Annotated in this window: 12 protein-coding genes; 5 read left to right on the top strand and 7 right to left on the bottom strand. The window is 47.1% G+C overall.

The genetic code is table 11. From position 1 onward, the window contains the following. Window positions 1-117 precede the first annotated feature (117 nt). From ACIDITHRIX25_RS92190 to ACIDITHRIX25_RS92170, 5 genes are read right to left on the bottom strand one after another with little or no spacing between them, the layout of a single operon-like run. The gene (locus tag ACIDITHRIX25_RS92190; protein ID WP_201732826.1) at window positions 118-1,242 is read right to left on the bottom strand and encodes an ABC transporter ATP-binding protein; all 1,125 of its coding nucleotides are present in this window, start codon (window positions 1,240-1,242) and stop codon (window positions 118-120) included. Then, a complete protein-coding gene (locus ACIDITHRIX25_RS92185) occupies window positions 1,239-2,336 on the bottom strand; it encodes an ABC transporter ATP-binding protein (RefSeq protein WP_052606156.1) in 1,098 nt (365 codons plus the stop codon). The genes ACIDITHRIX25_RS92190 and ACIDITHRIX25_RS92185 overlap by 4 nt, the downstream gene beginning before the upstream one ends. Next, window positions 2,336-3,490 (bottom strand): ABC transporter permease, encoded by a 1,155-nt coding sequence (locus ACIDITHRIX25_RS92180; RefSeq protein ID WP_052606158.1) that lies wholly within the window; start codon window positions 3,488-3,490, stop codon window positions 2,336-2,338. The genes ACIDITHRIX25_RS92185 and ACIDITHRIX25_RS92180 overlap by 1 nt, the downstream gene beginning before the upstream one ends. Next, a complete protein-coding gene (locus ACIDITHRIX25_RS92175) occupies window positions 3,490-4,473 on the bottom strand; it encodes an ABC transporter permease (protein WP_052606170.1) in 984 nt (327 codons plus the stop codon). Before ACIDITHRIX25_RS92175 ends, ACIDITHRIX25_RS92180 begins: the two co-directional genes overlap by 1 nt. Before the next feature lie 43 nt (window positions 4,474-4,516). Beyond that, window positions 4,517-5,581, bottom strand: a complete 1,065-nt coding sequence (locus tag ACIDITHRIX25_RS92170; protein ID WP_052606159.1) for a LacI family DNA-binding transcriptional regulator — start codon at window positions 5,579-5,581, stop codon at window positions 4,517-4,519. A 272-nt stretch (window positions 5,582-5,853) separates the two neighbouring features. On the opposite strand from ACIDITHRIX25_RS92170, the gene ACIDITHRIX25_RS92165 reads away from it, so the two are divergent. Further along, window positions 5,854-7,263, top strand: coding sequence for a GH1 family beta-glucosidase (locus tag ACIDITHRIX25_RS92165; RefSeq protein ID WP_052606161.1), 1,410 nt, complete (start codon window positions 5,854-5,856; stop codon window positions 7,261-7,263). A gap of 87 nt (window positions 7,264-7,350) precedes the next feature. Here ACIDITHRIX25_RS92165 and ACIDITHRIX25_RS92160 read toward each other — a convergent pair whose 3' ends face one another. Beyond that, a complete protein-coding gene (locus ACIDITHRIX25_RS92160; RefSeq protein WP_283770402.1) occupies window positions 7,351-7,485 on the bottom strand; it encodes a hypothetical protein in 135 nt (44 codons plus the stop codon). A 163-nt stretch (window positions 7,486-7,648) separates the two neighbouring features. Continuing rightward, a complete protein-coding gene (locus ACIDITHRIX25_RS92155; protein WP_201732825.1) occupies window positions 7,649-8,968 on the bottom strand; it encodes an MATE family efflux transporter in 1,320 nt (439 codons plus the stop codon). A 399-nt stretch (window positions 8,969-9,367) separates the two neighbouring features. Here ACIDITHRIX25_RS92155 and ACIDITHRIX25_RS92150 point away from each other — a divergent pair, with 399 nt between their 5' ends. The 4 genes from ACIDITHRIX25_RS92150 to ACIDITHRIX25_RS92135 all read left to right on the top strand — a co-directional run bounded on the left by ACIDITHRIX25_RS92150 (window position 9,368) and on the right by ACIDITHRIX25_RS92135 (window position 13,540). After that, window positions 9,368-10,960 carry a class I adenylate-forming enzyme family protein gene (locus ACIDITHRIX25_RS92150; protein ID WP_201732824.1) on the top strand — a complete coding sequence of 531 codons (1,593 nt, stop codon included), beginning with the start codon at window positions 9,368-9,370 and terminating at the stop codon, window positions 10,958-10,960. 1,335 nt (window positions 10,961-12,295) lie between these two features. Next, on the top strand, window positions 12,296-12,748 hold the full coding sequence (locus tag ACIDITHRIX25_RS92145) for an EAL domain-containing protein (RefSeq protein WP_201732823.1): 453 nt from the start codon (window positions 12,296-12,298) through the stop codon (window positions 12,746-12,748). A gap of 48 nt (window positions 12,749-12,796) precedes the next feature. Beyond that, a complete protein-coding gene (locus tag ACIDITHRIX25_RS92140; RefSeq protein ID WP_201732822.1) occupies window positions 12,797-13,171 on the top strand; it encodes an HDOD domain-containing protein in 375 nt (124 codons plus the stop codon). Continuing rightward, window positions 13,172-13,540 (top strand): hypothetical protein, encoded by a 369-nt coding sequence (locus tag ACIDITHRIX25_RS92135; RefSeq protein WP_201732821.1) that lies wholly within the window; start codon window positions 13,172-13,174, stop codon window positions 13,538-13,540. Window positions 13,541-13,588: the final 48 nt, after the last annotated feature.

Here is a 13,588-nt window from a genome sequence, read left to right as displayed (position 1 = left end):
CTTCATAGAGCGTCTGCTAGCCTTTCATTTTGAATGTCAAATGACTTGTCGTTTGATAGTGCGCCGCTCGGCCCCACCGGAGGCGCACAAATTATTTGATTAAACCGTGTGATTTCTTTAGCTTTTATTTGTATCTGAGACGGTCTCCTTTCTGGCGTCTAGATGAATTATGGGCACCGCTTTGTCTAAGTGCCAGCATGCGGCTGATCTATTTGAACCGACCATTACATGAGGCGGACTAGCCGACGTACACTTATCATCAGCGAAGGGGCAGCGATCGCTAAAGCGGCATCCGACGCTATTTGTGAGGGCGCTACCGGCTTGCCGAGCTACAGTTGTGGCACCTGTCTTTAGGGTGGATCCAAGGTCGTCGGGATCTGGAGACGATGAGACCAAAAGCTGGGTATAGGGATGAAGGGGCTTTTGAGTCACCTCTTCAGCTGGGCCACGTTCGACTATTTCGCCACCATACATTACCAGTATCTCATCGGCGAAGTAGCGTGCAGATGCTATATCGTGTGTTATATAGAGCATTGCGAGGTTGAGCCGTTCTCGTAAATCATCAAGCAGACTCAATATCTCTAGACGAATTGAGACGTCAAGCATGGAAACGGGTTCATCTGCAAGCAAGACTCTTGGGTGCGCGGCGAGAGCACGAGCGATTGAGACGCGTTGGCGCTGGCCGCCCGAGAGCTCATGAGGATACTTGGCTAAGAATTGATCTGGCGGGGTGAGCTTGACTTGGTTGATTAGACCCAGCAACTCTGTCTCTACCTCTGCCCCTTTGGTTTTTTGATGAAGTTTCACCGGTCGCTCGAGGTGGTATCGAATGGTATGTACTGGATTCAAAGAGGCAAATGGATCTTGAAATACCATCTGGACATCGCTCTTGAAACGGCGGAAATCAGATCGATTTCCAACTTGGATCTCAGCGCCGTCGAGGAAGATCTTGCCTTTGGTGAGTTTTTCATGGCCAGATAGCAACTTGGCAATAGTGGACTTTCCTGAGCCGGATTCGCCTACGACTGCAACCACGCCCCGTGCATAGAGGGCTAGGTTCACATTTTTTACAGCGGAGATGACACCTTCAGCTTTTCGTGAGATTCGATAGTCCTTCGAGATGCCCTCGGCACGCATAACTAATGGCCCACGACTTGCAGCAGCAGAGGCTACTTCGTACGATTCAATCGGTTCAGAGTCCAACTTTGAGACAGCTGGTTTTGTGTGAGTTTCTTTTGTCACGCATGTGCCCTTTCAGTCTCTGATGGTTTAAAATTGTTTGCAATGACAATCGGACATGCACTAAAGTGCTTTCCTCCAAGGATTCCTTCCACCTTTTCAAGGCGCATCTCCACCTTGGTACAATCAGGCTTTGCAAATTTGCACCGTGGAATAAAGGGACAGCCAGGAGGTAGATCCCTTAGATCTGGAGTTACTCCAGGTATCCCAGCTAATGTTCGCTTTGGTCCTCTAAGCGATGGAAAAGAGTTCAAAAGGCCCTGCGTGTATGGATGTGCGGGCTGATGGTGGATGTCTGTGCTCTGTCCTACCTCAACCAATTGGCCAGCGTACATGATCGCAACTCGATCTGCGATCTCCATCATCAATGAGAGGTCGTGGGTGATGAATAGGACTGAAAAACCAAGGCGCTCTTTGAGCTCAACGATCTGAGAGAGAATTTCGCGTTGCACCACGACATCAAGAGCCGTAGTTGGTTCATCCATAATTACCAATTCCGGATCGACAGTTAGGGCCATGGCTATGACAATTCTTTGACGCATGCCACCCGAGAGCTCATGAGGATAACTGCGGAGACGATCTCGAGGAATGCCAACCATATCTAAGACCGAGACGACCTTGTCTAGCTTTTCGTCCTTGGAGAGATCCAAATGGACGTCCATTGCGTCTATGAGCTGATCTTGAATTCGAAGTACTGGATTGAGTGCGTTCATGGCACTTTGAAAGACTATCGATATCTCTCGCCATCGTAGCTTTCGTAGCTGATCGCGGTCCAGATCCAACAGTTCTACAGGGGTATAGTTTGATCTTCTACCGTTATATCTCACCGAGCCGGCCGTGATCACCGCAGGTGGCCTCAGTAGCCGACATGCTCCATAGGCTAAAGTGGATTTGCCTGATCCCGATTCACCTGCTAGGCCGACTACTTCGCCACGGTTGATGGTGATATCGACGTTTTCAACGGCTTTTACGTCGCCTCCACGAGAGCGATATGCGACCGAAAACCCTTTTATTTCTAGGACCGGTTGCGAGGCATCCCCATTTGATTCCGAGCGTGGCTTTGAATCATACCCTTTAGGTAGCTGATCGTCGATCATTATTGTCCTTCCTGATCTAAGGAGAGGGTAGAGCTGTTGTGGCGGACCTGATTTTCAACAGTTGTGGAACCCATAGAATTTTGACCAAGATGGCCGTTACTAGAATGAACCTGATTCAAACGGACCGGATCTTCGGTGAGATTGGCCTTGGGGCTTCTTCTTTGATCTTTTGTCCCTTTGTTATCAACGTGTGATCGCATTACCGGTGTTGGGTCGGCAGGTCTCCAGATCTTGCCATTGATTCGTGTTTGAGTTGCTGCATCCCTAAGGCGTGGATTTCCCAATTCGTCTAAACCGAAGTTCAAAAGTACCAGCCCAGTTCCGATTAGAGCTACGAATACTCCCGGAATTGCAAACCACCACCATGCTCCAAGTTGAAGTGCATTTCCGTTCTGCGCCCAGTAGAGGATCGTTCCCAGACTCCAGATAGTTGTATTGCCTACCCCTAAAAAGTCAAGGCCAACTGAAGCGCCTATGGCATAGAGGACTGTACCTACAAAGCTTGCAGCAATTAGGCTCACCTCATTTGGGATGACCTCGAAGAAGATGATTCTCCAAGTTTTTTCACCGGTCTCCCGTGAGGCCGCTATGAAGTCTCTACTTCGTAGCGAGAGTGTTTGGGCTCTTATGACACGGGCACCCCACGGCCATCCCAAGAGAGAGAGAAGTATGATCGTCGGTGTCTCACCTTTTCCTGGAAACTCACCTAGAACAACGATGAGAAGTGGCAAAGCTGGAATTACCAGAAAGACATTGGAGAAAAGTGAGAGAAATTCATCCCATAGACCCCCAAGAAAGCCAGCGGATACTCCGATTATGATCGACAGGGCGGTGGCAATAATTCCAGTTACAAGGCCAAGAACCATGGTAGTTCTTGTTCCAACGAGTATTTGAGAAAAGACGTCGCGACCGAGTTGATCGGTACCAAAGAGGTGACTGAGGCTAGGCGCAGCTACAGAGAGATTCGCCTGGGTGTTTTGTGTGGATGGATTATATGGAGCCAATATTGGCCCTATGATCGCGATCACCACGAAGACCCCGATTATTACCGCTCCAACCTTTGCCTTTGTATTCATTAGAATTGAAGGCATCGTTCGCTTTTTCTTTTTGATAGCTCCTTGAGCTATCAATCGCGGACTTTCGACCTTTGACATCACGCCACCGCCCTTGTTCTTGACCTGGGGTCGACTATTACATATAAGACATCCGCCAAGATATTAGCGGCAAGTACCGTTAGAGAGATTATTAGGAAGATGCCCTGTGTGAGAGGAAAGTCGTTTGAGGTTACCGAGTTATAGAGGGTAAGCCCAATGCCGGGGTAGTTGAAGACGATCTCCATGAGTAGCGTTCCCGAGACGACAAAGCCTAAAGCCAGAGCGAATCCAGAGATACTAGGTAGAATCGCGTTTCGAGCTGCGTAGGTAAATACCACTCTTTTGGGCGAGAGGCCCTTTGCCTGTGCAGCTAGGACGTAGTCTTCACCGATTGTGGTGATCATAACGTTTCTCATCTGGAGCATCCAGCCAGCAGTCGATGTGAGCACGATGGTGAGGGCTGGTAATAAGGAGTGACGGGCCGCACTTAGTATAAAAGCCCAGTTGAACCCTATCGACAAACCATTCGAAAAGCCCTGTTGCGCTGGTAGAACGTGGAATCTTAGTGCCAATAGCCAAACCAGAATAAGTGCTAAAAAGAAATACGGGGTCGCTTGGAGGAAACTCAGCGCCGGTAGGAGTTGATCAAGCTTTCCGCCTCTGCGCCAAGCAGCTATGATTCCAAGGCCCGTGCCCAGGACCCAACTAATGACCGTGGCTGTACCAACTAGTACCAGAGTCCAAGGAAGTGCATTTTTTATAATGTCGATGACTGGGATTGGAAATTGCAGGAGGTCAAGGCCGAGATTTCCGGTGAAAATCTGTCCCAAGTAGGTGATATATTGATGCAAGAGCGAACCATTATGACCGATTCCAAAGAGGATTTCAAGGGCGCGTTGCGCCGATGGCTTGAGTGACGGATACTTTGCCATCATCGATTCGACGATATTTCCTGGAAGAAAACGCGGTATGAAGAAGTTTATTGTTAGTGCCGCAAATAGCGCAACAACATAAAAGCCAAGCCTGCGTGCTAAAAATCTCATTTGCTTTATTTCACCGAACCTTGATATAAGAGAGTGGTCATTGTCATTGCTCGCAGCCACAGCTTTGGCGATAGACGATTTGAGTTGGAAGAACTGTATTGATGGGAGGAATCTTCTTTTGTGAGCCAACGACACCCAAGAGTGCATCTACGGCAGCTGAGCCAAGCTGTTGAATTGGTTGGCGAATCGTTGTCAGCGGCGGATGAACGTGTCGTGCCACTGAGATGTCGTCGAAACCGGTGACTGCAATGTCGCGACTTACAGTTAAACCTGCTCCCTTTAGGGCATGAATCGCCCCGATGGCGGCTTGATCGTTGGCGCACGCGACTGCTTGTGGTAGTCGGCTAGATTTCGCTAGACGTTTTTCGATCGCTGCCACAGCCCCAGAGGAGGTGTAGTCGGAGATCCAAAGTGGATCTTCTTCGACGGTGGCGCCCACGGACATGGCTCCTTCAACAAAGCCTTGACGACGTGCTTGAGAGTCAGGAGAGTTTGCGAATCCGGACAGAAATGCTAGTTGATTTAGTTTATGGACTTCTACCAAGTGACGAGCAAGATCATACATCGCGTTGTGGTTGTCTACACGCACCGTCATAGCCGAGCGCGATTTACCGCTACCGGCTAGAAGGACGGTTGGAATGCGTTTTGCAATTTCGGGAATTTTGCGATCAGTTACCGTGCGATCCAAAAGAATCAGTCCATCGCAATTGGAGATCATCTTATTGATTATTTCGTCGTCTTTGAAGCCACTAACTCCGCCTAAAAGGAGAGAATAGCCGTTGTCGGAAGCCGTGCGTTCGGCTCCTCTAATTACAGAGTCGGTAAAGAGGAGGCTCTCTTGAACGATCTCTAAGAAATCTTCGGAAGGCGTTCTTACAAAGAGAAGTCCAACCACCTTTTTGGATCCACTTGAGAGACCTCGTGCCGAGTTGTTTGGTACAAAACGTAGCTCTTTGACTGTGGCAAGAACGAGATCGCGAGTTGCTGGCTTTAGCTGACCATTGCCACTTAGCGCGCGTGAAACTGTGGCAATGGAGACTCCAGCGAGCTTGGCTACGTCGTAAATAGTTGAAGTCGACGTCGACGAAGCAGTATTTTCCGTATCCATTTTCACCCCCACCGCAGTCCGTACCCAATCCCCATTTGGTACCGAAACGTTTGATACATTTGCGTTATCGTAAACGAACACGAAACATGTTGTTTACTGTAAGCGCTTACAAGGACTATAACATCGCGGATATGGGTAGTCAAGCCGATTAGGAAAAAAAAATTAAGAAATACTGTAAGCGCTTACAAAAATAAGCTATCTTAAATTCATAGAAAGATAACGCGGTAGATTTACCACTAGGTAATCTGCTGAAAAATTGAAAGCGAGACGAAGTGCCCCAGGACAGGCAAACTAATTTTCCACAGGACTTCATCTGGGGTGCTGCGACCGCCTCTTATCAGATCGAAGGTGCAATCAGTGAAGGGGGAAGAGGCCCCTCGATTTGGGATACTTTTTCACATACCCCTGGCCGGGTTCACAATGACGATAATGGCGATGTAGCCTGTGATCACTTCAATCGCTACGGCGAAGACCTTGAGCTGATTAGCGATTTAGGGTTGAAGGCGTATCGTTTTTCCATTGCTTGGCCACGTATTCAACCCACTGGGAAAGGGCCTCTAAATCACGAAGGACTTGACTTTTATCGTCGACTCGTCGAAGGCCTGCGGGAAAAGGGAGTTACGCCAGTGGCGACTCTCTACCACTGGGACCTGCCTCAACCGCTAGAGGACGCTGGTGGTTGGAGGGTCAGAGATACTTCTTACTACTTCAGCGACTATGCCTCGATCGTTGCAGAGGCATTAGGGGATTCTATTGGTTCTTGGATTACTCTAAATGAGCCATGGTGCTCAGCTTGGCTAGGATATGGCATTGGTGTACATGCCCCGGGAGACCAAGATTTGGCGGCCGCGGTGGCTGCTACACACCATCTCCTACTTGGCCATGGTTTAGCGGTTGGGGCAATACGAGAGCACTCGACTTCAAATGTCGGCATTACTCTCAATCTAGCCAATATCCGAGCGGCGAGTTCTGATGAGGCGGACTTGACTGCAGCAAGATTGGCAGACGGTAACGCTAATCGAATCTTCTTGGATCCTATTTTCAAAGGTGCATACCCGAATGACATGGCGCAGCACTACGGCGCTATCATGCCTGAGATACATGAGGGTGATTTGGCTACAATCTCCACACCAATAGATTTTCTCGGTATCAATTTTTATGCTCCAAGCACGATTGCATCACGAGATCGAATCGATCAAGCGCGAATTGCTGGTTATCTAGTTGATGATAGCAAGGCTCCAAACCTTGTTGATCGTGATATGGGTGCTATCGGTGTTGGCCGCCCTGGTGTCCCTCGAACTCCAATGCGCTGGGAAGTAGAGTCCGATGCACTTCGAGAGCTTTTAGTCCGCGTGCGAGATGACTATGGTCGCTTTCCGATCTTTATCACCGAAAATGGACGAGCCAACGATGATTACGTGGGTTCCGACGGAAGCGTTAAAGACCCAGAGAGAATTGAATACGTTCACGACCATCTTTTGGCGGTTCACCAGGCCATTGAAAGTGGTGTTGACGTAAAGGGATACTTTTTGTGGAGTTTGATGGACAACTTTGAGTGGAGCTATGGCTTTTCCAAGCGATTTGGTATCATTTGGGTTGACTATGATACCGGCAGGAGAGTCAAAAAAGATAGCTTCCATTGGTACAAGAACGTAATTTCAGAGGGTGGCTTTCCGAAGTAGCTTCCTGTCGATCCAAAGCGAGTGAACGATTGAAAATTAGTTACGCTCTCTTTGGCGGTCGGTCGTTGACTCATCGGACGGGTTCTTTTACGGCGACCCGCTGATCAGACCTAAGCTGAGCCGACCTAAGCTGAGCCGACCTAAGCTGAGCCGAAGTCGTCCGTTTCTTGCAGAGCTCGTCTCTAGGTGAATCTCCGCTTCATGAATCTTCTCTGTATGCACCTCCTCTGATTGGAACCAATATAAATATTGGTTCCATGAATGGGGGCCACAGGTGAGTTTTGTGATCGTGCCAACTCACCTTAGGTTTGGACTTATGAGGTTTTGCGAGGAAAGCTATCAGCTGCAGTGTTGCCATAGCGTCTCGTTTTGGGGCGGTCTTTCCTTAGGCGGTCTTTCCTAGGAGGTTTTGGCGTATTAGTGCTCTCCAAGCTAAAAGGACCGTGATTCCCCGAACTGTTATCCAGATTGCAAAGGGCAACCAGATGATAGTTTGAGAGATATGGACATGGAAGACGATAAGGACCATGTCGACCACGACCATTGCTAACAACGCAACGATCATGGCATTTCGAAGCAGGTTGAAGCTTTCTGTGCCGCTTACTAAACCATCAAGTGTAAAGCTCAAGGCGGTTGGGGGCATTAGCGCAGCTACGACATAGATCGCCCTTTTTGCCGATGGAATTAGTGCTGGTGATGAAGTGAATACTTTGGCGAGGAAAGCGCTAAATATAACCATTGCGAATGCGATTATTACACTTGCAAAAAGGCCAAGCAATATGAGCTTTCTGGACCAAATTCTGATCTCCTTCCAAGCCGAGAGTCCGTGCCATTGGCCGACCATTACCTGGGCTGGAACCGCAATTGCGTCAAAGGAAAGTCCGAATAAAAGCCATATGGTCTGGCCAATCTGAAATGAGGCGAGATCGCTCGTTCCAAAGTAAGAGGCGAAGTAGATCGATCCCGAGAGGGCGCCCATGAGTGCGAGTGTCCTTGAGATGAGAGAGACGCCAAGTTTGTAGAATTCCCGAATGAAGTTTGCGAGTGCGGCGATGGTGCTAGTCCATCTGAGGCCTTTTATCTGGATTGAAAAGGAGAACAAAATAGCGCCAAGCAATTGTGCAATGAGCGAACCGAGAGCCGATCCAACTACTGACATAGAAAATCCGAAGATAAATATCGCTTCAGCTGCGATATTTACAACTACTACGATTCCTTCGACGATGAAAGCCCTTCCTGTTCTTCCAAGGCCCGTTAGATATGCGGCTACTGCCTGGGATCCGAGGTAGAAGGGGAGGCTAAAGACTGAGATTCTTAGATAGATTATTCCAAAGTGGCGCACGGTTGGATTGGTTGTAGCTGCTGAGATCACAAGTGGGACGATTGCAACCAGTAACAACGCCAATACCACTCCGGCCAAGAAGAGAGCGATAGTCGCTGTCGTTGCGAAGGCCGCCAAATCATTGGGATCGGCCTTGGCTGAGAGGCGGGCTACCCTTGACGTCAAGGCGAATGCTATTGAAGCCAGCGGAACAGTAATGAAGTTAATGGCACTTATGGCCAGGCCTAAGGCACCAAGCGCCAGAGGTGAAACGTGGCCAACCATGGCTAAGTCGGTGGCCCCTAGGATCGGTTCAAGTAATACAGAACCCAAGGAGGGAAGGCCAATTTTGGCTACCTGACGCCATTTTTGGTCGATTTCCATCTAATTATTATACGAGTCACAAGATCTCTTGGTCCAAGACAGCCGTCATAGGGTGACCACCTTAGTGGCTTTAGCGGGCGTAAGAATTTCTGGGGTTGGTTTCCCGCGTTGAAAGGATAGCTAGATCGTTCAAGCTTCTATGAAGATTAAGCATCAATAAAGAGATCAAGAATCAGTTTTTCCGTTTGGTACCATCTCTTCTTGTCAAGAAGTACAATCGATGAGATTTCACCCCTTAGCTTTGGCACATCTTTGCTCCTAAGTAAAGGTGATACTTCGGTTGCCTTGATCGAGTCATGATCAGGACTGGTTTTATCCACTGCAGGCTCTTCGAAGTGTTATCTTTGGTGATAACAGGTCTATTTTTAGCATGTGATCGATCCAGAGTGAGGTTTTTAGATGAACGAACTTGAGCTGAATCTAATTCAACGTATAAATGTGGGCGACTCTTTGACCAGAACGTCATGGCGATATCCAAATAAAGTTGCTATAGTCGATGGACCGAGGCAATTTACCTACTATGAACTGAATGACTTAGTAAATAAGTTCTCTCACTTTATTTGCTCCTTGGGCCTTCAAGTCGGTGACTCTATGGCGATATTGGCAGGAAATTGCGCTGAATTTCTGATCTCCTACTTTGCCTGCGCGAAGGTGGGTGTCGTCTGTGTACCCATCAACTTGGGATGGAAAGGTGGCGAGATTGAATATGTGCTAAATCACTCTGGTGCTAAAGCTATTGTGATCGAAGAACAATTTCTAAAGCTAGCTAATGTCGTATTGCCGTCTTGCGAGGAGATTTATGAGATTGTTGTGGTTCACTCTGGTGATCTTCAAAACGTCGGAGATCTCAGCGAGCGCAATTGGCATTCGTTTGAGGCAGTAATAGGGGAATTTGAGGGGCTCGAACCTGAGGTGCTAATTGCAGATCGAGCTGCAATAAGTTACCTTTATACCTCTGGAACTACTTCTGCTCCCAAGGGGGTTGTTTCTTCTCATTTGGCAGTCTACTTAGAGTCTTTGGGAGTATGCGTCGAAGATAGATTTTCACATGACGATGTATTGGCAGCCATGATGCCTCTCTTTCATACTGCACAACTCAATGGTCAGTGCACACCTGCAATTGTTGTTGGAGCGACAATAGTACTTCTTCGGGGCTTTGACGCCGAGGCTTTACTATCAGCTATTGAGCGGGAAAAGGTCTCAGTCTTCTTTGGCTTACCTTTTATGTTTCGCGAACTGCTGGATTGCCCTTCGATAAGCCAGACCGATTTATCCTCGCTTCGTCTTGCTATTTATGCGATGGCACCAATGCCTGATACTCTTTTGCGCCAATGTATTGAGGTGCTGGGCTGTGATTTTGCCCTCGGATTTGGCCAGACCGAGATGAATCCGGTGACAACTATCTTCAGACCAGAGCATCAACTAAGTCATTCGGGAGCGGTTGGAACTCCCCAAATAAATGTGGCTGTCGCAATTATGGATGAGAGCGGTTGTTTGCTACCGAATGGCTCTTCGGGTGAAATTGTCTATCGATCACCCCAAACCATGACTGAATATCTCCATAATCCCTCTGCAACTGAGCTGGCATTTGATCGCGGATGGTTCCATTCAGGTGATAGCGGCTACTTCGATAAAGATGGTATTTTGTGGTTTGAGGATCGCTTTAAAGATGTAATTAAATCAGGTGGTGAGAACGTCTCATCTATCGAGGTCGAAAAGGCTATCTATGCAAGTTCAAACCAGATAGCCGAGGCGGCGGTGGTGGGCTTGCCCCACGGCCGATGGGGCGAAGCAATCACCGCATTCGTAGTTCCAAAGAATGGTCAAGATCTAGATCCGACTGAGATATTGGCTCGAGTCAAGGATAAAATTGATGGATTCAAGGCTCCAAAGTCAATTGAAATAGTTAGTGAGCTACCGAGAACCTCGACAGGTAAGGTTCAAAAAAATCTGCTCAGACGTCAATATTCTGCCCATTATGAGGAAAAATAATTATTCTTTTATCTTTTTGGACTGCTAATTTATCTTGGCTAATTCCAAAAATGTGCTAATTTTATTTTTGATTCGCATAGTTAAATTTTATAGGCTAATGCTGAATTGATTAGCAAATTTGCAAGCGTGATAAGAATGAGTTAGTAATAATAGTCGCTTTTGTAATCTATTGAATCGGTAATTCTCTATCTTAATTGTTTTTCGGATTCAGCATCGTTGGTAACTGCATCGTTGATTATGCGGTTTATGCGAAATGCAAAAGCATGTTATCTAGTTTGTCATCTATCGGGCATCTGATCGTTACTGTTACCTGAGAGATTGGTGCATTTTTATCAGATCGTTTGTTTAGATTGCCTAATCTCGGCAACTATAAAGCCATATCAGACGGTAGGGCGATTCGCCTATCTTTCAATTTTGCTTTGATCCTCAGTGCGCAATTTGGCCCTTTTAGCTTCGGCGACATGTAGCTCATAGCTCATCTAATCTGCTAGCAACCCATGGTGCATCATTGGCAGAGGCCCTAGACCGCATAGTTATGCCGCATAACTATGCGGTACGAAGGTGACTCGCATTGATTGGAAGCTTATGCTTGAAGATTGATCGCTCTGGACTGTCTTGGATGCGCTCTCATATTTATCTATCGGTAGCTTGAGCAAATAAGAACGGTATCTAGTTTGTTGATCTTCATCTTTGATCAAGGTATATTGCTTGAAACTATGTGTTTTATCTTTTTGAATAACTCGAGGACATTCTTTAATGGGCTAGTTAAATTTAGCTAGTAGTTATTATATAGTTGGCTCTTTGGTGGTCTTTGCCTTATTCCTCTCCTATTTTAGGTTTTTTTGCCTAAGCTACACTGGCCATTAGAGCCTAGACTCAGATATATACTTTAATTGCAGTTGCATCTCTTGATAGTGAGGCATCGATGACTTCGTTTGTCGCCATTAGTATGAATGAAGCAATTTATTATTGAGTTCGTTTAATCTTTTAGATAGCTATAGGCATTATTTTTATATTGAACTATTCGATAATTTGAATTTTTTTTTGGAATGATATGTATCTTCGACGACTATGGAGTTTTCACTATAGGGTTTAGGTGGTATTGCCGATATGGGCTTACGAGGCGTGAGGCAACGACCTTAATTTATTTGGGTAGCAACCCACGAGTAGCAGTGTTTTTTAGGACGTGAACCAATTTATGGTGATAGCCTAAAGACAGTTGCCTATGAGATTCTTTTTCGACGTAGTGGCCACGATCTAAGCTTCGTGGACCAATTGGATTCGACTATAAGCGCGGATTTGATGCTGAACTCTCATACCATTGGGTTCGAGCAAATGTCGAACGGTAGGCCGCTCTTTATAAATGCAGATCGTGCACTTTTGGTAGGCGATATGCCGATTATCTTTGAGCCGGACCGAGCGGTCATTGAGATTCTTGAAACGGTTGAGGCTGAGGACTTAATCTTGGATGTTTGCAGGATACTTTCGGAGAAGGAGTTCAAATTCGCTCTAGATGGCGTGGTTGAATGGGATGAGCGATTTGAGTCACTTATTTCTTTTTGCACCTACGTCAAGATTGATATTCGAGAGGTCGCTAACGATAAGATTAGGTCTCTGATCGAGAGGTTTAAGGACTATAACATCTCCTTGTTGGCTGAAAAGGTAGAGACCTGGGCTGAGATTGAGCGATGTGATGATTTGGGTTTTGACCTGTTTCAGCGTTATGCGCTTTCTCGTCCCACCATTATTGAAGGTCGGACCATTGAGCCAACTGCCATCGCTTATTGAAGGTCGGACCATTGAGCCAACTGCCATCGCTTATTGAAGGTCGGACCATTGAGCCAACTGCCATCGCTTATTGAAGGTCGGACCATTGAGCCAACTGCCATCGCTAACGCGAGGTTGTTCACAAGGCTGGACTCTCCTGATGCTTCGTTGAACGAGATTGAGGCTGTGGTGCGCAACGATCCGTCGTTGGCTCATCGACTTCTAAAGGTTGCAGCAGATGGTAGTTCGAACGGCTTAGCTCGAAGAGTGAGATCTTTGCGAGAGGCCATTACTTTGGTTGGCTGGCGCAAACTAAAAGATTGGGTGATGCTATTATCGCTTTCGGATCCAATCGACTCATTTGAAGCGCAGTTTAATTCAGCACTTTTGCGTGCGAAGCTTTGCGAAAGTCTAACGCTACTTCTATTACTACAAAGTGCATAGGTGGCATATACGATAGGTATGCTTTCTGCATTGGACCTTCTTTTGGGTATTTCAGTAGAGGTGATTCTTGCTGATCTGCCCGTTGACTTAGTGCTCAAGAGTGCAATTTTGAGTTATGAAGGGTTATTGGGTAAGATCCTGGAGGAGGCTATCTTGATTCAGGAAGGCGTTGTCTCCTCCATGATCTTTGAGATGATTGCACAAGAGGGAGTTGGAATGCCCCTAGAGGTGTTGCAGGAGGCGTATCTGGACGTTATAGCTTTAGCGGATCAGCTGGTATCGTCGCTTTGGGAGGCTAACTCCTCGAAAGTGCGCCTTAGTGAAAACTCACTTTGTTGTCCTTCGAGGCCTATCTGCCTGGCGATCTAAAGAGGAAGATGGTCAGATATTAAAGTCGAACGATCGGCTTTAGTCTTA

The sequence above is a fragment of the Acidithrix sp. C25 genome (assembly GCF_904848545.2).
The sequence above is the reverse complement of the archived record's forward strand: the minus strand, read 5'-3'. Positions and strand labels throughout refer to the sequence as shown.